Source organism: Peribacillus simplex NBRC 15720 = DSM 1321 (assembly GCF_002243645.1).
Lineage (GTDB): Bacteria > Bacillota > Bacilli > Bacillales > DSM-1321 > Peribacillus > Peribacillus simplex.
Genome location: NZ_CP017704.1, coordinates 1,989,422 through 2,010,191 on the forward strand (window position 1 = coordinate 1,989,422; position 20,770 = coordinate 2,010,191).

20 protein-coding genes, 1 pseudogene and 1 riboswitch are annotated in these 20,770 nt (G+C 41.3%); of the genes and pseudogenes, 8 read left to right on the forward strand and 13 right to left on the reverse strand.

The features are described from left to right. The gene (locus BS1321_RS09475) at positions 1 to 243 is read left to right on the forward strand and encodes a DUF2164 domain-containing protein (protein WP_063234700.1); all 243 of its coding nucleotides are present in this window, start codon (positions 1 to 3) and stop codon (positions 241 to 243) included. Between the two features lie 41 nt (positions 244 to 284). Here BS1321_RS09475 and map read toward each other — a convergent pair whose 3' ends face one another. The 6 genes from map to BS1321_RS09505 form a co-directional block, all read right to left on the reverse strand. After that, the gene (gene map / locus BS1321_RS09480) at positions 285 to 1,031 is read right to left on the reverse strand and encodes a type I methionyl aminopeptidase (protein ID WP_063234699.1); all 747 of its coding nucleotides are present in this window, start codon (positions 1,029 to 1,031) and stop codon (positions 285 to 287) included. 106 nt (positions 1,032 to 1,137) lie between these two features. After that, on the reverse strand, positions 1,138 to 1,653 hold the full coding sequence (locus tag BS1321_RS09485; RefSeq protein ID WP_063234698.1) for a type 1 glutamine amidotransferase domain-containing protein: 516 nt from the start codon (positions 1,651 to 1,653) through the stop codon (positions 1,138 to 1,140). Between the two features lie 198 nt (positions 1,654 to 1,851). Continuing rightward, positions 1,852 to 2,127 carry a late competence development ComFB family protein gene (locus BS1321_RS09490; RefSeq protein ID WP_063234697.1) on the reverse strand — a complete coding sequence of 92 codons (276 nt, stop codon included), beginning with the start codon at positions 2,125 to 2,127 and terminating at the stop codon, positions 1,852 to 1,854. A gap of 45 nt (positions 2,128 to 2,172) precedes the next feature. Further along, a complete protein-coding gene (gene motB, locus BS1321_RS09495; protein WP_063234696.1) occupies positions 2,173 to 2,928 on the reverse strand; it encodes a flagellar motor protein MotB in 756 nt (251 codons plus the stop codon). Continuing rightward, a complete protein-coding gene (gene motA, locus BS1321_RS09500; RefSeq protein WP_063234846.1) occupies positions 2,921 to 3,712 on the reverse strand; it encodes a flagellar motor stator protein MotA in 792 nt (263 codons plus the stop codon). Before motA ends, motB begins: the two co-directional genes overlap by 8 nt. Before the next feature lie 370 nt (positions 3,713 to 4,082). Then, positions 4,083 to 5,180, reverse strand: coding sequence for an AbrB family transcriptional regulator (locus tag BS1321_RS09505; protein ID WP_063234695.1), 1,098 nt, complete (start codon positions 5,178 to 5,180; stop codon positions 4,083 to 4,085). A 418-nt stretch (positions 5,181 to 5,598) separates the two neighbouring features. Between BS1321_RS09505 and mreBH the strand changes: the two genes are divergently transcribed. The 4 genes from mreBH (at position 5,599) to BS1321_RS09525 (ending at position 9,213) form a co-directional block, all read left to right on the forward strand. Next, positions 5,599 to 6,606, forward strand: a complete 1,008-nt coding sequence (mreBH, locus tag BS1321_RS09510) for a rod-share determining protein MreBH (RefSeq protein WP_063234694.1) — start codon at positions 5,599 to 5,601, stop codon at positions 6,604 to 6,606. A gap of 261 nt (positions 6,607 to 6,867) precedes the next feature. Further along, a complete protein-coding gene (locus BS1321_RS09515) occupies positions 6,868 to 7,431 on the forward strand; it encodes a tyrosine-type recombinase/integrase (protein WP_063234693.1) in 564 nt (187 codons plus the stop codon). Between the two features lie 51 nt (positions 7,432 to 7,482). Further along, complete coding sequence (locus BS1321_RS09520) at positions 7,483 to 7,980, forward strand: cation:proton antiporter regulatory subunit (protein ID WP_063234692.1); 498 nt, start codon at positions 7,483 to 7,485, stop codon at positions 7,978 to 7,980. A 6-nt stretch (positions 7,981 to 7,986) separates the two neighbouring features. Then, a complete protein-coding gene (locus BS1321_RS09525; RefSeq protein ID WP_063234691.1) occupies positions 7,987 to 9,213 on the forward strand; it encodes a cation:proton antiporter in 1,227 nt (408 codons plus the stop codon). A 143-nt stretch (positions 9,214 to 9,356) separates the two neighbouring features. Here the strand turns inward: BS1321_RS09525 and BS1321_RS09530 are convergent, their stop codons facing one another. Then, positions 9,357 to 10,715, reverse strand: coding sequence for an IS1182 family transposase (locus BS1321_RS09530; protein ID WP_063236579.1), 1,359 nt, complete (start codon positions 10,713 to 10,715; stop codon positions 9,357 to 9,359). Positions 10,716 to 11,552: 837 nt separating this feature from the next. On the opposite strand from BS1321_RS09530, the gene BS1321_RS09535 reads away from it, so the two are divergent. Further along, the gene (locus tag BS1321_RS09535; RefSeq protein ID WP_063236428.1) at positions 11,553 to 12,419 is read left to right on the forward strand and encodes a YihY/virulence factor BrkB family protein; all 867 of its coding nucleotides are present in this window, start codon (positions 11,553 to 11,555) and stop codon (positions 12,417 to 12,419) included. Between the two features lie 43 nt (positions 12,420 to 12,462). On the opposite strand, the gene BS1321_RS09540 is transcribed toward BS1321_RS09535, so the two are convergent. The 4 genes and pseudogenes from BS1321_RS09540 to ribE all read right to left on the reverse strand — a co-directional run bounded on the left by BS1321_RS09540 (position 12,463) and on the right by ribE (position 16,085). After that, positions 12,463 to 13,629 (reverse strand): DHH family phosphoesterase, encoded by a 1,167-nt coding sequence (locus tag BS1321_RS09540; RefSeq protein WP_063236429.1) that lies wholly within the window; start codon positions 13,627 to 13,629, stop codon positions 12,463 to 12,465. 611 nt (positions 13,630 to 14,240) lie between these two features. After that, complete coding sequence (ribH, locus tag BS1321_RS09545; RefSeq protein WP_048685088.1) at positions 14,241 to 14,711, reverse strand: 6,7-dimethyl-8-ribityllumazine synthase; 471 nt, start codon at positions 14,709 to 14,711, stop codon at positions 14,241 to 14,243. Positions 14,712 to 14,789: 78 nt separating this feature from the next. After that, positions 14,790 to 15,428, reverse strand: a pseudogene (ribB, locus tag BS1321_RS09550) (3,4-dihydroxy-2-butanone-4-phosphate synthase); the annotation flags it as partial. Between the two features lie 18 nt (positions 15,429 to 15,446). Beyond that, positions 15,447 to 16,085, reverse strand: a complete 639-nt coding sequence (ribE, locus tag BS1321_RS09555) for a riboflavin synthase (protein WP_063236431.1) — start codon at positions 16,083 to 16,085, stop codon at positions 15,447 to 15,449. A gap of 145 nt (positions 16,086 to 16,230) precedes the next feature. Continuing rightward, positions 16,231 to 16,361: riboswitch (FMN riboswitch) on the reverse strand. A gap of 203 nt (positions 16,362 to 16,564) precedes the next feature. Here ribE and BS1321_RS09560 point away from each other — a divergent pair. After that, positions 16,565 to 17,293 (forward strand): TspO/MBR family protein, encoded by a 729-nt coding sequence (locus tag BS1321_RS09560; protein WP_063236432.1) that lies wholly within the window; start codon positions 16,565 to 16,567, stop codon positions 17,291 to 17,293. A gap of 16 nt (positions 17,294 to 17,309) precedes the next feature. On the opposite strand, the gene megL is transcribed toward BS1321_RS09560, so the two are convergent. Further along, on the reverse strand, positions 17,310 to 18,485 hold the full coding sequence (gene megL, locus BS1321_RS09565; protein WP_063236433.1) for a methionine gamma-lyase: 1,176 nt from the start codon (positions 18,483 to 18,485) through the stop codon (positions 17,310 to 17,312). Between the two features lie 166 nt (positions 18,486 to 18,651). Between megL and BS1321_RS09570 the strand changes: the two genes are divergently transcribed. Beyond that, positions 18,652 to 19,551, forward strand: coding sequence for a DMT family transporter (locus BS1321_RS09570; RefSeq protein WP_063236434.1), 900 nt, complete (start codon positions 18,652 to 18,654; stop codon positions 19,549 to 19,551). A gap of 76 nt (positions 19,552 to 19,627) precedes the next feature. Here BS1321_RS09570 and BS1321_RS09575 read toward each other — a convergent pair whose 3' ends face one another. Continuing rightward, positions 19,628 to 20,764, reverse strand: coding sequence for a DEAD/DEAH box helicase (locus BS1321_RS09575; protein ID WP_094246599.1), 1,137 nt, complete (start codon positions 20,762 to 20,764; stop codon positions 19,628 to 19,630). Positions 20,765 to 20,770 lie beyond the last annotated feature (6 nt).

Sequence of the window (20,770 nt, forward strand, 5' to 3'; positions counted from 1 at the left end):
ATGTTCATTCAATTTCCCATAGAAAAACGCCGTAAGATGATCGAAAGTATCCAAGAATATGTATATCAGGAACATGGCAAGGAAATCGGAGAAATCGCTGCTGAAAATCACTTGCAGTTCATTTTCGAAAATATTGCTCCCTTTATTTATAATGAAGGTATCAAAGATGCTAAAAAAGTCATAGAGGACAGATTAGGAAATATCGAAGAAGATTTGTATTCATTGGAACGTCCAATTGATTAAAATGAAAAAACAGCATCATAATCGATGCTGTTTTTTTATGTTCATTGTTCGGTCAGAATAAGCGGACCGTTTTTCGTAATGGCAATCGTATGCTCGTATTGAGCCGAGTATTTCCCATCTGCAGTGGATGCCGTCCATCCATTCGGATTCCGGCTTGCTTTATATGTACCTACGTTTACCATTGGCTCGATGGTGAATACCATGCCTTCCTTAAGACGCGGACCTTTATTCGGCAGTCCATAATGCGGAACCTGCGGCTCTTCATGAATAACATTTCCTATCCCGTGTCCGATGAAATCACGAACGACAGAGAAGCCTTCAGCTTCGACATACGTTTGTATGGCATGACCAATATCTCCAATCCGATTTCCTTCCACACATACTTCAATCGCCTTATATAAAGATTCTTTCGTCACATGCACTAAATGTTCGGTTTCCTTTGAAACCTTACCGACCGTATACGTCCAGGCAGAGTCAGCAAGGGCCCCGTTATAATTGACGACCATATCAATCGTTACGATATCTCCATTTTTCAAAGGGGTCTTACGAGGGAAACCATGACAGATTTCTTCATTTATGCTGGCGCATGTCGCATACTCATACCCTTTGTAACCCTTTTGTTCCGGCTTCGCACCATGTTTTTTTAAGAACCCTTCAACAAATTCTTCTATTTCCCATGTTGTCACCCCAGGAACAATCAACTTTGCAATCTCCCTATGACAAGCTGCCAAAATTTTACCCGATTCATGCATCGCTTGAATTTCACGTGCAGATTTTAATACGATCAATAATGACACTTCCTTTTTTATTCGTCTCTCCTTTTATTTTACTGCAAAGATGGAAGTATATGAATCCTTTAAAATGAAAAATCCCGGCTGCTGCCGGGATTTTTCATTATTTCAATAAATTGAGCGATTCTCGGTTAAATGCCGGAAGATCTTCGGGTGTCCTGCTGGTTACAAGCTGGTTGCCGCAAACCACAACCTCTTTGTCCAAATATGTGGCACCTGCATACTCCATATCGACTTTAATGGATGTATATCCTGTTGCGTGGCGTCCTTCAAGTGTTTTGGCTGTAATCAGCAACTGCGGTCCATGGCAGATAGCAAATACAGGTTTTTTATCCTCCATGAACGATTTGGCGAAAGATACGAAGCGTCCGTCAGCACGCAGTTGATCAGGCGAGAACCCACCGGGGATGAATAATGCATCGAAATTTTCTGGTTTCACCGAGTCGATACTTTCATCAATCTCGACTTCTACCTCCCCTTGTTTCCCTTTAACAGTTTTCCCTTTTATCATTTCAATCGTCGTTACCGTATGGCCGGCTTCTTCAAATGCTTTTGCCGGTTCACTATACTCCGAGTCCTCAAACATATTCGTTACTACACATGCGATATTTTTACCCATAATAATTCATCTCCTCAATATTTGATCGAATGAACCTACTTTGTACTTTATTTATGTTCCCTCTGCCACCATAAATAAAACACATAATTGATTGTCCCTTTTGTTTATGAGTAAAATACCGCTATTTTTCCGACATCCCTTCGGCCGTTGCTATCCACCTTTTTATATATCAGAAAAAAGATAAGGGCAGCCTTTTGATCAATGTTTAGGATACTGGCCAACAACGTGTATCGCATTGATGATTCTTTTATTGATCCATTTCCTGTTTTCCTCTGTATTCAAATTTCCAAATATCCTTTTCCGCCATTCTTCCGTGGTTACATAGTAATTAGGCAGGTTATTGAATGATAATGTGATGATGTCATTTTTACATTTCCTGCATGAACAAAATGTTTGGTATTCCATACCTGATATTAAAACCTGCACCCATGTCACAACGATTTCTTCCATCACATTTGTATATTCTCTTTCCATAAATTCTCCTTCAAAAAGAAAAACCCGTCCATTCCTGACAGGTTTTCACCCATTTATAGCTGTCCGTGGAACAATTAGGATTTCAACTCTCCGGTTTTTCGCTCTTCCTTTTTTCGTTTCATTAGAAGCAACCGGCTTGAATTCCCCATGTCCTTTAGCACTGAACATTTCGGGATCCAATTCTTTATTTTCGAGGAGAAGTTTCATAAAATTCACGGATCGCATCACGCTCAGATCCCAGTTGGATTCATACTGGTAATTTTTAATAGGAATATTATCGGTATGTCCGCTTACGATAATGTTTCTGAGTAAATCCATGACCAGTAAATCCGAGATTTCCTTAGCGATTTTTCGGTTTTCACTTCTCACCTCAGCCACACCCGATTCGAACAGCACGTTTTCCCTAATTGAAATCAACATGCCTTCATCCGTAAGGTTCGTTCCCAATTTATCCGTTAAATCATTCTTTTGGATGTAGGCATTTACACGCTCCTGAACTTCCATAAGTTCTTCTTGCTCGTTTTTCCCTAGCTTTTCAAGATCTTCTGCACCTGTTCTTTGTTCTGGTGACGTCGGCTCATTGCTAGGGGAATCACTTGGGAAATCCATAAAACCCGTTCCGCTTGTAAAAACCTGGTTAAATACATTTGACAACTGCTGGAACCTTACTGCATCAACCGAACTTGAAGCGAACAAGACGATAAAAAGCGCGAGAAGCAATGTTAATATATCAGCATAGGGAACTAACCATGATTCATCGATATGCTCTTCATGCCTTTGTTTCTTTTTGCGCCTAGCCATCTTCTCTCACATCGCCTTCTAACCACTTTTTACGATCTCCAGCAGGCAAATATGATGTTAATTTCTGTTCAATCGTTCTTGGCGCTTCCCCTTCGATGATCGATAAAATACCCTCTATCATCATTTCTTTGATTCGGACTTCCTGCCGCGATTTCCGTTTGAGCTTATTGGCAAATGGATGCCATAACACATACCCCGTGTAAATCCCCATCAAGGTTGCGACGAACGCGGCAGATATGGCATGTCCCAATGCCTCCGTATCAGCCATATTACCCAATGCAGCAATCAGTCCGATTACCGCACCCAATACGCCAAGCGTCGGGGCGTATGTACCGGCTTGACTGAAAATCGCTGCCGCACTTAAATGACGTTCTTCCATCGCGTCTATTTCCTCTGCTAAAATATCACGAATATAATCGGCACTTTGACCTTCGACTGCAAGATTCAAGCCATTTTTCAAAAAGGTATTATCCACTTGATCCGAAATGCTTTCCAATGCCAATAAGCCTTCTTTCCTGGCAATGACCGCCCATTCCGAAAAGGTTTTTATTAAATCTTCAGGCTTTGTCAATTTTTGTTCAAAGAATAAAATCTTGAATATTTTTGGTAGTCTTTTTAATTCCGACAAAGGGAAAGCCGTTACGACAGCAGCTATCGTCCCTACAATAATGATCAAAATAGCCGCCGGGTTAATCAACGCCGTTACACTAACGCCTTTCAACACCATTCCGACTAAGATGGCCACAATACCCAGAACTACGCCCAAAACTGATGTTATATCCATAATACTCACCCATTCATTTAAAGTCACTTCTCCTCCTTATATCGGATGAAATTCAAAAAAAGTGAGGATTATTTTACTATTCGATTCCAATTTTCATTAAATCATCACAAAATCCACCAACTTTATTGCCTACATGAGCTTATTAAACAGCACATTTCATTTGTCCGGGCACAATATTCTTTCGAGAATAGAATTACAAGCTGGTTCCGTACGTAATTTTCTTATAACGTCTGGAATATGCGTTTTTACTCGTAAATTTTTTGGGTTTACTCGTGAGCTTCAGCATTTTACTCGTGAATTCCGTATAACACCTGACATTTGTTCTTTTCACTCTTCAGTTTTTCCGAAAAGAAAAAAAGGACAAAGCCCGTCAGCTTTGTCCCTGTTCTTGTTTTACCTGTTTTCTTCCTATCAACCATTTTATGATGGGTGAAAGAAAAAATAAAATGAATAAGATCCTGAATAAATGAAAGCTTGTGACAACGGATAAATCCACATGCACAGACATGGCTGTGACTGCCATTTCGGCGACGCCGCCTGGCGCCATGCTCAAAAATAATTCATTCGCCTGTAAAGATAGGATCGGGGCAAACTGAATGGAAAGATAATAACAAAATCCAATCAATAGAACATTACTTACGAATACGGCCCCGAACATCTTTCTGAAAAGTCGGGGATTATCAACCTTCAGTGTGTAGCCTAAATGTGCGCCGATCAACAATTGTGACAAGTTCAACCAAAAGTCTGGAATCTGCGGGGCACCTGGGCCTACTAAATTGAATAGTGCTGCAGCCATGAGAGGTCCTAGTAAAAAAGGGAGCGGAAAATTCGCTTTCTTTGTGATGAAGATGAATAATAGCAAGGTTAACAACATCATGATGGCTAATTTCCAATCATATTCAAATAAGAAAAACGGCCGCTCCGGTATGGCCATTACCGCATCTGATTCAACTGACATTACATGTGTTACAATCCAAGGAACAATGGATATCACCAGGATGACACGAAGTGTTTGCATAAAACCTACAACCGTTTCATCACTATCCTTCATTTCCTCACTTAAGACCACCATCTGGGAAAGACCTCCAGGAAAACTACCAAGCATGGATGTGCCTAAGGATAAGTTCATTCGTTTCCCGACAAACCAGCCAGTCAACACTGTAAATGAAATGATTGCGATTGTCGTAAAAAGCATAACAGGCAGATATTCAAACATCTCATTTAACGATTGTTTCGTGAATGAACTGCCCAGTTGTAAACCTAGAATGACCAATCCAGTACTTCTAAAGGTTTTAGTCCATAACAGGTACTTCCTTAACTTCACTTTCGCGATCATCACGACGAATAATGGTCCAAGCATCCATGGCAAGTATATTCCAAGGCTATCAAAAGCATAACCACCCAGGAAAGCTAGAAAAGCTGTAAAAATGACTCTAAAACTCTTACTCTCGATTAAATTTGCACTCACAAAATTACCTTCTTTATCTAAGCGGATTTTCATCTATATCTTAACATAAAATAAGCTGATTCAAAGCTGCCATCCACACTTGTTTTCGACTTGAGCGAGGGGTGCAGTGGTGAAATATATTAAAAACGGCACATATGAGGGAACAATATTTTGCAGCATCCAGTTTACGTCTTACAATAAGCAGAATGTTGGCGCCATTAGCCATTCCGATGTAAGGATTGATTGGTTACAATTGGACATTTGCCGTTTTTGGCGCGCTTGCCATCGCCAGTGCACTTTTATAATTCATCATGTTTTCGCTCTATGAAAAGGAATAGCTCAACACTTCCACCATTTACTAGATTTCCCACCCCCACAAACTCGATATAAAAGGTAGAATGAGTATATAGGGGTCAAACTCTTATGGAGGGGTGACTAGATGTTATCAAATACAGAAATAGGCATTGACTTAGGAACTGCAAATACGCTAGTTTACAGTAAAAATAAAGGAATCGTATTTAATGAGCCATCTGTGGTGGCCATTGATATAGAGACTAATAAAGTATTGGCAGTCGGTGTGGATGCAAAAAACATGATCGGGAAAACACCTGGAAATATTGTGGCAATCCGTCCGCTTAAGGATGGTGTCATTGCGGATTTTGATGTGACCGCGCAAATGCTTCGGGAAATCATGAAAAAAGCAAGTAAGGCCCTAGGTTTATCGATACGCAAACCTAGTGTAGTGGTCTGTACACCATCAGGTTCCACATCAGTTGAGAGAAGGGCCATTCAGGATGCAGTCAAAAGCTGCGGAGCGAAACAGGTCCACCTTATCGAGGAACCAGTAGCAGCAGCAATCGGTGCGGGCCTGCCTGTCGAAGAGCCCATTGCCAATGTTATCGTTGATATCGGCGGTGGAACGACTGAGGTCGCAATCATCTCTTATGGCGGCGTCGTTTCTTGCAATTCAATCAGAATTGGCGGAGATCAATTGGATGAAGATATCAGCCAATATGTTAGAAAAAAACATAATGTGCTGATTGGGGAAAGAACAGCCGAGGAAATAAAAAAAGAAATCGGCTACGCACTCGTTAAACATTCCGTGATCACCATGGAAGTCAGGGGCCGCGATCTTGTAACGGGTCTTCCTAAGCCGATTACAATATCATCCACTGACGTCCAGGAAGCCATTCAGGAATCGCTGCTTCATATACTAGAAGCAATCAGGGCCACTTTGGAAGATTGTCCTCCTGAATTGAGCGGGGATATCGTCGATCAAGGTGTCATCTTATCCGGCGGAGGTGCACTTCTCAACGGGATACAAGAATGGCTGACGAATGAAATTGTCGTCCCAGTCCAACTTGCAGATAACCCGCTTGAATCAGTTGCCATCGGAACCGGGCTTTCACTTGAGGTCATTCACAAATTACAAAAAGCCGTGTACTAAAAAAAAGAAACCCCAACTTGGGGTTTCTTTTTTTTCATTCCAGGCTGATGTCCCCCATGATGGAAACAGCAATCTCACGTTAAATAACTTCCCTGAAATATTTTACCTCGTTTGAGTAGAGAATAAGGAAAAGGTTTTTTTACGTTCGACAGCATGCATTACTGTTTGGATAGGAATCAATCCCGCAGGACCTATTGCATGCAATGTTACATAACTTGTGTTATAATGTAATTATGTTACATTGGCAAGAGGAGAAGATCTATGGAATATGTAGAAGCCTTTAAGGATATCAATCAAATCAGCAAAATAAAAACATACTTACGCGCTCACTCCAGTCGGGATTATTTATTGTTTGTACTCGGCATCAATACAGGTATGAAGATAAATGAAATGCTCGAAATCACCGTCGCCAGCGTTCTGGATGAAACGGGCAAAATCAAGGAGTTCTATGAGCAACGGACGGAAAATGACGAAGTCAACCAAATTTATTTGAACCTGAAAGTCCGTACCGCCTTACAAGAATACCTTAAAGGCTCGAAGGTTATCGAAGGTCAATTTTTATTTCTTTCCCCTAAGACAAAAAAGCCGATTACACGTCAACAGGCACATCGAATCATCCATGATGCTGTGGAAGGTGCAGGGCTGACAGGCAAATTCGGAGCAAGTTCGATGCGTAAAACTTTTGGCTACCATGCCTATAAACAAGGAGTGTCACTGGCCTTGATACAGAAGCACTACCATCATTCCAGTCCATCGGAGACATTAAAATACATCGGCATATCAAAGGAGAAGAAATTCAAGACGAACATTGACGTTAACTTATAAACATTCTGCTATCTTCTATTACTCTAACCAACATTTTAAGGAGGAATTCCAGTGAAAATTAGAGAAAGTGAACTTCCTGGTATTGGCCAAAAATTCGAAATCATAACGAGAAATGATGAAAAGTTAGTAATCGTCATTCACGATGACGGCCGTCGGGAATTATACCATTTTGATAATGAGCATGAAGATGTCATATCAAGCATCACCCTTAACGATCAGGAATCCCGGCAAATGGCTTCCATCATAGGCGGCATGGTTTATAAACCACAAGCACTTGAAACGATTGAAATGTCATTGGGTGACTTGGTGATTGAATGGTTCAAAGTCGAACCGGGTTCAAAGGCCATCAATCAAACGATCGGATCGATTGATATCAGGAGCAATTATAACGTGACCGTCATCGCCCATTCTAAAAAAGGAAAAAAACAACTGAATAATCCTGGTCCTGACTCCATCATCGAAACAGGCGATACCCTTGTGATATCCGGTGAAAGAAAAGATATCCGTAACCTTATAAGAGAATTATTGACCGACGAAAGGAGTGACTAAGCTCATATGGACCATTTAGTCTTTGAAGTGGGAACTGCCCTACTTCTAGTAGCATTAGCTGCTCTCGTTGCAGGTAAATTCAAAATATCAAATGTTCCACTATTAATTATCATCGGGATGCTCGTTGGCCCCCATGCCCCGCACTTCGGATTAATTGACCTGCGTTTCATTGAAAGTGATGAAATCTTAGCATTCCTCGGTCGTGTCGGTATTTTATTCCTTCTGTTTTACCTAGGGCTTGAATTTTCCGTCAAAAAGCTTATGAAGTCCGGGAAAAATATCGTGACAGGCGGAACCTATTACATTTTAATCAACGTGGGAATGGCCTTGCTGTACGGTTTCCTGCTTGGCCTTCCATTAAAAGAGGTTCTGATATTAACCGGGATCATCAGTTTTTCTTCAAGTGCCATTGTGGCAAAGGTACTTGTGGACCTTAAAAGGACCGGTAACAATGAAACCGAGCTAATCCTTGGCATCATCATGTTTGAAGATATCTTCCTCGCTGTTTATTTATCAGTCGTATCCGGATTGGTATTAAGCTCTTCTGGTTCCGTTTGGGGAACATTACTTTCTACATTTATCGCGATTGGGTATATGCTGATATTTTTTGTTATCGCCCGGAAAGCATCTGGGGTCCTTAACAAATTATTCAACATAACCTCCGATGAGATTTTTATCATCGTTGTGTTCGCATTACTATTCTTCATTGCCGGTTTCTCGGAAACGATTCATGTTGCGGAAGCCATCGGTGCATTACTGCTCGGCCTAGTCTTTTCTGAGACGGAACATAGCGACAGGATTGAGAAACTTGTCATTCCCTTCAGAGACTTCTTCGGGGCCATATTTTTCTTCAGCTTTGGCTTGAGTATCGATCCGACGACCCTTGGTGGAGCTGTCTGGATGGTTCTTGGAGCCGTCATCATCACCATAATCGGTAACTTTGCCGCTGGTATGATTGCCGGACGCAAATCCGGTTTATCTCACAGAGCTTCCGCAAACATCGGTTTAACGATCGTTTCACGCGGCGAATTCTCCATTATTTTAGCCAACTTAGGCATTGCTGGCGGTTTAATGCCTATACTAACCCCGTTTGCGGCACTTTATGTTTTGACCTTAGCGATTCTTGGGCCGATCCTTACAAAAGAATCCAAACACATCTATAACATCCTAAATAAAGTCTTCAAATGGACCCCTCCGAAGGTTCAAAAGGAACATGGAAAAGAAGTGCAATAGTGAAAAAAGGCCAGACATTGCTGTCTGGCCTTTTCAGTTTGTAGACAAAAGGGGTTCGGAATTAAAAATTCCGAACCCCTTTTGAAATTCCCTTTGAAATTTTGACCAAAGGTTAAGAGATTTGGGCTCTTCGAGCCACTATGTTAAGCCATTTTAGGACCTTGCCATGTCCAAGTGGCCATCTTCTTTAAATTAATGGCAGCGAAAGTAAGCATCGCTTGCATCGACAATTTTTTAAGTCCCCTTAAAGTAGTCCAACGCATACCATGCTTTTCTTTTGCATCTGCGAATACACGCTCAATCGTTTCTTTGCGTTTCGCATATATAGGTTTTACCTCTTGATGATGACGCAGATGATCTGCTTCTTCCACATATGCTTGCCAAATATGCCGTGTCACTACTTTTTGATGGTCTTTGCTTTCTGTACACCGTGATAAAAATGAGCATGTTGCACAAATTTGTTTTGGCGATTTGTACTCGCGATAGCCCTCTTTATTTGTTGTTGTGTACTTTAAAGTTTCGCCCGAAGGGCAAAGGTAACAATCAAAGTGTTCATCGTAAACATAGTCATGTTTGCGAAAGAACCCTTCTTTTGTACGAGGACGTGTATAAGGTAAAGCAGGTGTGATTTCTTTGTTAAATAGGTAGCTTGTAATCGCTGGTGTTTTATAAGCTGCATCTGCTGCAACTGCTTCTGGTTTTCCAACTTTCTCAATCACTTGCTCAATAAGTGGCTCCAAAATATGACTGTCATGTGTATTACCAGGTGTTACAATCGTTCCCAATACAAAACCGTTGCGGTCTGCGGCCGCGTGGAATGAATAGGCAAACTGTTTTGTTCGTTCATCTTTCACATAGTAGCCACTCTCAGGATCCGTAGTACTTTCTTTAATTGCTTTGGTTTCTTCCTTATCAAATTTATCTGGTGGAAAAGGCTTCTTACCATGGTTTTCACGATCTTGATTTATTTCATCTTGAAGACGCCCTTGATATGCTCGTGTTTCTTTGCGTACGATTTTCTTTTCAAATTTGCGCTTATTCGCATTGGCTTTCACATGTGTGGAATCGACGAATACGTGTTCAGCACTTATTAACTTTCTATCAGCAGCTGTCATTAAGATGCGATAGAAAATCTGTTCAAACAGGTCTGTATCTTTAAAGCGTCGCTCATAATTTTTCCCGAACGTTGAGAAATGAGGTACTTTATCATGGAAACCATAGCCTAAGAACCAACGGTAAGCCATATTTGTTTCAGCTTCTTCAATCGTTTTACGCATGGAACGAATACCGAAGGTATATTGAATGAATGTCAGTTTAACTAAAATAACTGGATCAATACTTGGGCGTCCTACCTCTGAATACATATCTTTCACCAAGTCATAAATGAAAGTGAAGTCAATAGAAGCCTCAATTTTACGAACCAAATGATTCGCCGGCACCAGTTGATCTAAAGTAATCATTTCAAGTTGGTCTCGCTGAATAGAATTATGTTTCGAAAGCATCCTCATCACCTCAAGTTTTAATAGTTCTATTTTAAAACAAAAAAGACTATAGACAAAAGGAGTTCCATCTAAAATTTAAAACATAGTTGATTGGAACGGAAGGTGCGAGACTCCTGCGGGAATAGCGAGTCCAAGGGAGACCCCACAGGCGCAAGTGCGCCGAGGAGGCTCCCGGACCGCCCGCGGAAAGCGAGTGCCTGAAGTGGAAATCAACGTCCAAATTTGTACAAGCCAAAAAAAAACTGTAGACAAACTCGATTTTCATCGAGTTTGTCTACAGTCTGAAAAGGCCAGACATTGCTGTCTGGCCTTTTTTCTGTTTACCATTTACAACTCACTTCCATGATTTTTCGAATATTATTATCCTTGTTATAAAGGGGGCATAAAATCATACTAGTAGTAGTGTTTGGCCGTATTATTCATAGGCTTAAAGTATCAACAGTACCTATTTACAGTTAATCGCGAAACTTTCGAGATTTAGGGATACTTGCTGTACGAATCTTCACTCCCGGTTTTTCTAGGCATGATACTCGCCATTCCCCGAATTCTGCAAAACCTTTAAAAAAATGGGCATTGGTAAGTGAATTGGCTAAGGTTGGTCATCCTTAATGAAGCATTTAAAAGCCTCTTTCCAAATTTGTTTTTGGTTATTACGGAGCAAATGGATCAACCACGTTACATTCGATCGCTGGAGTAGTTGCAGGTTATGTCATTGTCAAAAGCTTCTACAAGCGTGCGGATTAGAGCTTTCAATTTCTTTTCTTTTTAGGATTAACTTACAGTAACAGAGGGAAAAGAAGCAGATAACCTAAGTAACTATTCAGGAGTGATGCCCAGATGAATAAGTCGATAAAATTTTCAAAGAAACTGATTAAAGAAATAAAGGAAGATCGTGTGACGGGCCTGGCAGCAGAACAAGCTTATTACTATTTACTGGCACTATTCCCTTTGCTCATTTTACTGCTGTCCATATTACCTTATCTGAACATCGATATTCAGACAGCCCTTGACACGATAAAAACCTTCATGCCTTCGGAAACGATGGAAGTCATCGAGAAAAATATCATCAATATATTATCTGAACGGAACGGTGGCTTACTGACTTTTGGTTTCCTTGGCACCATATGGTCAGCTTCCAATGGAATGAATGCGTTCATCCATTCCATGAATATCGCCTATGATGTTGAGGAAACAAGGAATTTCATTAAAGCCCGTTTCATTTCCATTGTATTGACATTAGGCCTGGTTGTAGCATTCATCGTCATGTTGGGTCTCCCCGTCTTCGGAAAAGTCATCATCGATTTATTACAGCAAGTCATTCCGATCCCTGAAGAAACGCAAATATTATTCAGCTTATTACGGTGGGTTATCGCGGTTGTGATCATCTCACTTGTCCTGGCCTTTTTATATCGCTTTGCACCGAATAAAAGTTTTCCCATTAAACATGTCATCCCAGGGGCAGTGACCGCAACTGTACTTTGGCTGGGAATATCACTTGGATTTTCATTCTATGTCAGTAACTTTGCCAACTACTCTTCCACTTACGGCAGTTTAGGAGGCGTCATCATCTTGATGCTATGGCTGTATTTGAGTGGTCTGATCTTTGTGGTAGGCGGAGAAATCAATGCAATTCTTCATCGTCAAAATTCCATTCCAAAAAAACCATCGCGGACGATCGTTCATCCTGTCCCGCTTAAAAGGTAAATCATGAAAAGCGGCTGTCCCATTCGGACAGCCGCTTTCCTATTCATCCCTTATTGACAAACTCTTCATATCTTTCATCATGGGTCAGCCATGCAGCGTATTTCCGCTTCATGTATTTTTCCGCTTCCGCGAATGTATCGAATGTTTTTTTCTGTTGTTTTCCGTTAATTTCAACTATCCATTCCTCTTCTTCATCCTCATAGATGAATATGTCCTGTTTGTCTCTCGTTGAATATAGGCAACCCTCGGGGGATTCTTTTACATTCAATTGATTCTTATGTGCGTCTCGTTTAAGGGGCTCGGCATAGAAGGTCTTTTCGACATATTGGCTATATGCCTTTTCGGACATGGTACAACCAGCGGCTTTTTGGTGGCCGCCTCCATCGTACTTGCCAGCAACCTCAGAAACATCTATATCATCGTGGATTGTCCGGAAGCTGATTCTTTTACTTCCTACCATCAGGATGGCTATATAATCCAGATGTGAGAACTCTTTCGACAATTCATTACCCAATTCTGAGTGGTATGACTCTGCATGGACCACACCAGCTGTATGGGGACCGACAGTAGCCTGATAGACTTCTCTTTTTTTCCTGTTTATGTACCGATCTACCCGACTCTCTTCAACATTCAGAAGGGTTTGCTCCACTTCGTCAAAAGTAAAACTTTCAGCCGTCGACAACTTATTTGCGATTTTCATTTCGAATTCCTCTATCGGAATCATGAAAAACAGGTCATTCAATCGTTTTGCCGTTGTATTTTTATTGACTTCCCATTCCCAGGTATCGTATTGACGGACCAATTCAACGAATTCAGCGACAATGCTTGAAGGTTCCAGCAATTTATTTTCAACTGCATACTGATAGAATAATGATGTCGCTGCCGTCTGTTTACCATCTTCCTGTTCGACAGTTACAGATGCCCAATCATGTTCGTTCAAATGCAGTGCTGACTTATGATGATCAATCAGCAGCGCCTTGCCTCCATCTTCCACAAACTGAGTAATCATTTTTTCGTTATCTTCATCAACCGATAGATCAGTAACGATCAATGTATCTTCAATCTTAGCCTGCTCAAGAAATACTCCTACATTCTGATTAAGGCGACCAATCGAATTATAACTAACCACTACTTCTTCTCCGAATGCCAGCTTAGCTACAATGCCGCAGCCGACTCCATCTAAATCATTATGTGTAAAGAGATGGTACACACAAACCCCTCCTAATAACTAATAAATTTACTTTTCCCTAAAGTCATGAATTTCAATTGCAATCTTTACAATTGTAGCATAATCATATCCGCATATTTTAACATGCTTCCATTACGTGATGCTTTTGTTCGGTTTTTTTTTCGAAAATCCCCTAATGATTCTTTATTTCCCATAATTCTTACCACTTGCGCCCTCTCCATCCTTCTAAGTTTGATTGGAGTCGCATCCATAAACGTCGCGTTGTTAGAATTGGAAATGAGCCAGAAAGCAGAAATCAAACAATCGGCCATGCTTGATAAGATCACCCGGTCCGTTAAAGGATTGACCGTTTTTTTATGGGCTTCAAGAAAACGTCCATACTAGAAGGGAAAATATCCGAGGAAGTGCACAGCAACAAATGAAATTGCCAATGTAGCTTTCATCATAGAAGAGAATGCCGCTTCCTTTGTAGAGGTTGCGGTGAGTGTCGAAGGTCAGCATTGCTAATCGATCAAATGGTTAGGAACTTTACGAACTCTGAAGAATTGCTTAATGGTTTAAGAAAGTTAACATGATCCGGCACATCAAAAAAAGCCGCAGGAATGTAATCCCTGCGGCTTCCTTATGTGAAATCACTGTTCTATCAATTTTCCAAGGTTGGCCATTTCAATGGCACTAACAGCAGCTTCATAGCCTTTGTTACCTGATTTTGTTCCTGCACGTTCAATGGCTTGTTCAATATTCTCAGTTGTCAGCAAACCGAAGATAACCGGTACACCTGTTTCCAATGAAACGGAAGCCATGCCTTTAGCTGCTTCATTACAGACATAATCATAATGTGAAGTGGCACCCCTGATTACCGTTCCAAGACCGATTACTGCATCATATTTACCTGTATTCACAAGTTTCTTAGCAATTAACGGAAGTTCAAAAGCACCCGGGACCCACGCGATGTCAACATCATTCTCATCAACGCCATGACGCTTAAGGCCATCCAATGCCCCTCCTAAAAGCTTGCTTGTGATAAACTCATTAAATCTTCCTACCACGATACCGACTTTCAATCCTGATCCGATTAATTGTGCTTCAATAGTTTTCCCCATGTCCAATTCCTCCTAATTTTTAAAAACAATATCATTTTTTTATGTTAAGATTTAATTCCTTAAAACCCTTCAAGCTTTTGGGATGTTCAGTTCAAGTTCCTGTTTCCCGATTGTATCATTTTGTTGAAGATACCGAATCAAATCGGCTATCGTAATGAATTTCAGGTTGAATTTATCAGCGATGACTTCTAAATCGGATACGCGGGCCATCGATCCATCCTCATTCATGATCTCACAAATGACACCAGCTGGAGCGGCACCGCATAACTTTGCCAAGTCCACCGATGCTTCCGTATGTCCTGCCCTTCTTAATACGCCGCCTTCTTTAGCGACTATCGGAAAAGTGTGACCAGGCCTTTGGAAATCTTCAGCCACCGAATCTTCATTAAGAAGCTCAAGGATGGTCAAGGACCTTTCAAAAGCACTGATTCCTGTAGAGGTGCTTTTATGATCGACACTTACCGTAAAAGCTGTGCCATGATGATCGGTATTTTCTCCTACCATAGGATGCAGTTTCAATTTCGCTGCCAGTTCTTCAGTGATGGTTGTACAAATCAAACCACGTCCATGAGTCGCCATGAAATTAATCGCTTCCGGTGTCGCCTTTTCGGCCAACACTACAAAATCCCCTTCATTTTCACGGTCTTCATCATCGGATACGATTACTACCTTTCCAGCCTTCAAATCTTCTATTGCTTCTTCTATTGTATGGAACATCATTACACCGCCCTTTTATTAGAATCCATGCTCTGCCAAAAACTCTAAATTCAGTCCTGGTTTTGGATTGCCATTTTTCATTTGATGTATTATATATTTCCCTATCATATCGTTTTCGATGTTAACTATATCACCAGCCGTTTTTTGTCCCAATATGGTGTCCTGATGAGTCAATGGAATCAATGATACAGTCAAAAGGTTCCTTTCAATCCCAAATATCGTCAAGCTCGTTCCATCAATGGCCACGGAACCTTTTGGAATGCAAAAAGTACTAAGCCCTTCTTCCAATTGGATTACATAATATACGGCATTTTCTTTCCGTTCTTTTTTTATGATTGTTCCGGTCCCGTCGATATGACCTGAAACAAAATGACCTCCAAACCTTCCCTGTGCACTCATGGCTCGTTCGAGATTTACAGGTGATCCCAATTTTAACGTCCGGATCGAGGAAGCTTTGACCGTTTCCGGCATCACATCGACCGTAAACAAACTTTTCGTGAAGGACGTTACCGTTAAGCAGACCCCGTTGACTGAAATACTATCCCCCAGATGCACATCTTCAAGGATTTTTTCAGAACGAATCGATAACTCCATACTGCTTTTTCCTTTTTTCAAGGAATGCACGGTACCGATATCCTCAATGATTCCCGTAAACATGTTTTTCCCCCTTTTATAAAATATAAAAAACCCCTTAGGATGACCTAAGGAGTTAGCAGGAGAAATGAGTGAAAAAAATTGTATACCTAAAAAGCCTAATATTTTCATTTCGAAAAATTAGGCGTACGTATACACTTGGGTTCCACACGTCCTTCTCCCATCCAGACTGTACTGTCGGCTTTGGAATCTCACCAAATCCTGCCTTTAACAGGCTCGCGGGCTTAGAATTTCTTCATCACCGCCGGTTGGGATTTTCACCCGACCCCGAAGGACTAAAATAATATGAATCTTTGAATATTTTATCACCATAAAGTGAAGATGTAAAATTTCTAACCTTAAATGGTTCAATTGTTACAGGAACTTCCTCTCTTTATGGAAAAATGACCCCCAAGTACCCCCGGTGTGCTCCAAAAAGGTTAACCAGGCTAAATATGTGGAATAAGCTTAGCAGGATCACAATTCATACAAGGAGGAAGCCCATGATTATTTCCATCATAAACTTGATTTTCTATCTGTTCGTCGTCACGATGAATTTTTTAGCCAATTCCCTGCCATTGAACGGCCAAACATCAGGAGAGATTTCCGATAAACTGGATGTCCTTTTCACTCCTGCCGGTTATGTATTTTCCATATGGGGCTTAATCTATTTTCTGCTCGCCATCTGGGTATTCAGGCAGTTTTTAAGTAAACATCAAAACAGCCCTGCTTATAAGGCATCCTTTCCATGGTTCGCTTTAAGCTGTGTCCTAAATGGCGCTTGGCTTTTGGCTTGGCACTACGAGCACTTTCTGTTATCCGTATTCATTATCATTGCTCTGTTTGTTACTTTAGTGGTCATTTATACAAGTATAAAAAAAGTGGAGCACACTACTTTCGACCTATTTCCGTTTTCCGTTTATACAGGCTGGGTAAGTGTTGCAACCATCGCTGACATTTCTTATTACCTCACCTATATCAAATGGGACGGTTTTGGGCTTTCCAGTTTAACCTGGACGATTGTCCTGCTGATTGCAGCAACAATCCTGGCCTTTGTCTTTGCAGGTAAAAACCGGGATTGGTGCTATCCACTCGTATTCGTTTGGGCGTTCATAGGCATCGGGATACGAAATATCGCCGCCTATCCGGTAATCACAGACATTTCTTATATCCTGGCAGCCATCACTTTTATCGTATCCATCACCATATTCATTAAAAATAGAAGGAACTGAATAAGGAATATGGTAGTTAAAATGCTTGCTGAAGATCTTGCCAGACGTCCTGCCAAGCTTCAAGGCCAACTGAGAGACGGACCAGTTGGTCACTGATGCCCATTTGTTCACGCGAATCTTCAGGAATGGCAGAATGCGTCATGGTAGCGGGATGCTGGATCAATGTTTCGGCATCCCCCAGACTGACAGCAATTTTGATAAGTTTCAATTTATTGAGGAATTCCTGTGCATTCTGTTTTGTGCCATGCAATTCGAAAGAGATAAGACCGCCGCCATGTTTCATCTGTTTTTGCATTATATAATGATCCGGTGAAGCATCATCACCTGGATAATATACCTTTTTCACCTTTGGATGTTTCTTAAGTTCATGAAAGATTGCCATTGCATTGTCCGAATGACGGTCCATCCTGACAGGCAAGGTCTTTAACCCCCGCAATAGTAACCAAGCATCGAATGGTGAAATGATTCCACCGATATCTTTCTGTGTAGTCCCAGCTACATGATTCATGAATTCCTTTTTACCGACGACAAGGCCCGCAACGACATCCCCATGCCCGCAAAGATATTTCGTAGCGCTATGAAGGACGATATCACAGCCATATTCAAGCGGTCTCTGTAGGTAGGGCGTCGAAAACGTATTATCGACTACGACCGTCACATTATATTCCTTCGCAACTCTCACCACCATCTGTAAGTCAATCAATTTCATCGTCGGATTGATCGGGGTTTCTACATATATGCAGGTCGTTTCCGGCCGGATCATATTCCTTACCTGTTCTTCTGTATCCATTTCACAAAAATCATGAGTGATGCGGTATTTATTTTTCATTAGCTGCAGAAGGCCAAATGTACAACCATATAACCCCTGTGAGCACAGGATGTGGTCATCTGTTTTTGTTAACGCAAAAAGTACTGCTGAAACGGCAGCCATGCCTGAACCGAAAGCAAGGCCAGCTTCCCCGCCTTCCAAAGCGGCAATCTTTTCTTCAAGCACTTGTACCGTTGGATTTCCAAGGCGAGAATAAATATATCCATCTTCCATACCGGCAAAACGCCTTTCCCCTTGCTCGGCATTTTCGAAAGTGAATGTCGAGGTTTGGAATAAGGGTGTTGCCAAGCTTCCTAAATGCTTCTTCGAGTCATATCCTTCATGGATGACTGCAGTTTCAAACTGTTTATACTTTCCTGTCATACCGTCTCCTCCTAACCTATGTCTATTGCTATCATATGTCAAAAAACCATATAAAGGAAGCGTTTTCATTCATGATTATCCCTCATTTATGAACTCCTGAATTTAGTAAATATGATATAGTTTAACAATCTAATATTTATAGTTGAAGATTTTGGGAGTGCAAAAGATGAACAAATTCATTTTTGGTTTTCTGGTCATTTTAACGACTGCTTTAATGGGGTCATCATTCGCAATAGGAAAAATTGGTTTAGCATATACTTCCCCCATGTTACTTGCAGCGATTCGTTTCATCCTAGCAGGTTTCATCATGGCCATTGTCGTTAAGCTCATCAAGCGCCCGCATCCAAAAAAGATTATGGATTGGACGAAATTGAGTATCATCGGTTTTTTCCAGACAGCTGGTGTCATGGGATGCATCTTTGTAGGTTTAAGGACCATTTCAGCCGGGGAACTTTCGATCTTGACATTCATGAACCCATTATTAGTGGTCATTTTTGGCACGTTATTTCTTAGAACGTTATACACCCTCCAACAATGGTCAGGGGTTTTGCTCGGCTTTATCGGCGTGTTTATCACAATGGGCGCACATCTTGATTTGAAGACCGGCACCCTCCTTGGATTGATGTCAGCCATTTCCTGGTCGATTGCAACCCTATTGATGAAAAATTGGGGACATACTTTCGACACTTGGGTCATGTCAGCCTATCAAATGCTGTGCGGGGGTATTCTCCTGCTCATTGGATCATTTCTTTTTGAACAGCCCTTTTTCAAGATTACCCAGGCATCCATCATTATTTTGTTATGGCTGGCCATCATGGCATCCATCGTTCAATTTTCGGTTTGGTATTTCCTATTACAAAACGGTGATCCAGCAAAAACAAGCGCTTTCCTATTTCTAGCTCCCTTTTTCGGTGTCCTATCTGGCTACCTCTTGCTGGATGAGCCTGTTCACTGGTATGTTGCAGTTGGAGGATCGCTCATTTTCATCGGCATCTTTTTGGTTAACTGGGAAGCCCACCATATTCAGGCAGTGGAAAAGGCATGTAGTGTGGATTCTGCAAAATGAGCAACTTTCTAATTTTAAATCTTAACGGGCATTTATAAAAAAAGAGACAGCCGCCATGGCTGTCCCTTTTTCCGAATCATTCATCGACTACGATGTTTCCACCATAGAAGGTTACTCTCGTTAATGGAATCTCCAGTTCACGAGCCATTTTTTTCAACTCTCGCTCTTCTCTTTCCGTTACGATTGAAATGACAGTGCCATCTGCACCTGCACGCCCAGTTCTCCCGGATCTATGGATATATTGTTCAATGTTGTCAGCCATATCAATATGAACGACCGCAGTAAGACCTTTAATATCAAGCCCCCTTGCCGCTACATCCGTTGCTATCAGCATTGGGGATTTTCCGGAACGAAGCTTGCGCAGCGCTTTCTCCCTGTCAACTTTATTGGATTCACCGTGAAGCACGCCCATTTCAATACCTTTATAACTCAACTTTTCATGTAAGACGCTCAGCTCTGCTATATCATTCAGGAAGGCAAGGGCCTTCACATCTTTAATTCTTGTGATTTTCTCGAGAATCTTGGACTTTTCCCGTCTCTCAACAACAAAGTAAAGATGGTCCACCTTTGATTCCATTTTTTCATGCTTATCGACCTTGATCATTTCGGGTTCATTCATGAATCCCCGGGCCGCTTTTTCCGTTTCCTCTGGCAGGGTCGCTGAAAAAACCATTATTTGCCGGTCTTTTAGCGTAGTTTTAATAATATTATTGATCGTCCCCATATGCTCCGGAGTGATCAATTGGTCACCTTCATCAAGTACTATCGTCTTAACTTCATGCATCTTCAATTTCTTTTGGGCAATCAATTCGTAAATCCGTCCAGGTGTCCCAGCAATCACTTGTGGATGCTTCTTCAGTTTGTCCAACTGCCTTTTCACATTAGCACCGCCGATGAATGCTGCACCCGTTATGCCGCTTCCCTCTGACCAAATGCGAATTTCTTCATTGATTTGCATGACCAGTTCTCGTGATGATGCCAGAATCAAAGCTTGGGGCGATTTTTTTTCAGGATCTATTTTTTCCAGCAATGGCAGTAAATATGCTAATGTTTTTCCTGTACCAGTCGGTGATTCGGCCATGATATCTTTTCCCTCGACAATCACGGGAATCGCTTTCGTTTGAATCGGAGTAAGTTGTCCGAATCCGGACTTTTTCCAGACCTCTTGTATATATGATTTTCTATCGTTCACTAATGCAGGTAATTCGCTCATATCGTT

Coding starts and splice junctions, on each gene's coding strand:
- BS1321_RS09475 (WP_063234700.1), top strand. CDS start 1: ATGTTCATTCAATTTCCCATAGAAAAACGCCGTAAGATGATCGAAAGT.
- BS1321_RS09485 (WP_063234698.1), bottom strand. CDS start 1,653: ATGGGTAAAAATATCGCATGTGTAGTAACGAATATGTTTGAGGACTCG.
- BS1321_RS09490 (WP_063234697.1), bottom strand. CDS start 2,127: ATGGAAAGAGAATATACAAATGTGATGGAAGAAATCGTTGTGACATGG.
- motB (WP_063234696.1), bottom strand. CDS start 2,928: ATGGCTAGGCGCAAAAAGAAACAAAGGCATGAAGAGCATATCGATGAA.
- motA (WP_063234846.1), bottom strand. CDS start 3,712: ATGGATATAACATCAGTTTTGGGCGTAGTTCTGGGTATTGTGGCCATC.
- mreBH (WP_063234694.1), top strand. CDS start 5,599: ATGTTATCAAATACAGAAATAGGCATTGACTTAGGAACTGCAAATACG.
- BS1321_RS09515 (WP_063234693.1), top strand. CDS start 6,868: ATGGAATATGTAGAAGCCTTTAAGGATATCAATCAAATCAGCAAAATA.
- BS1321_RS09525 (WP_063234691.1), top strand. CDS start 7,987: ATGGACCATTTAGTCTTTGAAGTGGGAACTGCCCTACTTCTAGTAGCA.
- BS1321_RS09530 (WP_063236579.1), bottom strand. CDS start 10,715: ATGCTTTCGAAACATAATTCTATTCAGCGAGACCAACTTGAAATGATT.
- BS1321_RS09535 (WP_063236428.1), top strand. CDS start 11,553: ATGAATAAGTCGATAAAATTTTCAAAGAAACTGATTAAAGAAATAAAG.
- ribH (WP_048685088.1), bottom strand. CDS start 14,711: ATGGGGAAAACTATTGAAGCACAATTAATCGGATCAGGATTGAAAGTC.
- ribE (WP_063236431.1), bottom strand. CDS start 16,085: ATGTTTACGGGAATCATTGAGGATATCGGTACCGTGCATTCCTTGAAA.
- BS1321_RS09560 (WP_063236432.1), top strand. CDS start 16,565: ATGATTATTTCCATCATAAACTTGATTTTCTATCTGTTCGTCGTCACG.
- megL (WP_063236433.1), bottom strand. CDS start 18,485: ATGACAGGAAAGTATAAACAGTTTGAAACTGCAGTCATCCATGAAGGA.
- BS1321_RS09570 (WP_063236434.1), top strand. CDS start 18,652: ATGAACAAATTCATTTTTGGTTTTCTGGTCATTTTAACGACTGCTTTA.
- BS1321_RS09575 (WP_094246599.1), bottom strand. CDS start 20,764: ATGAGCGAATTACCTGCATTAGTGAACGATAGAAAATCATATATACAA.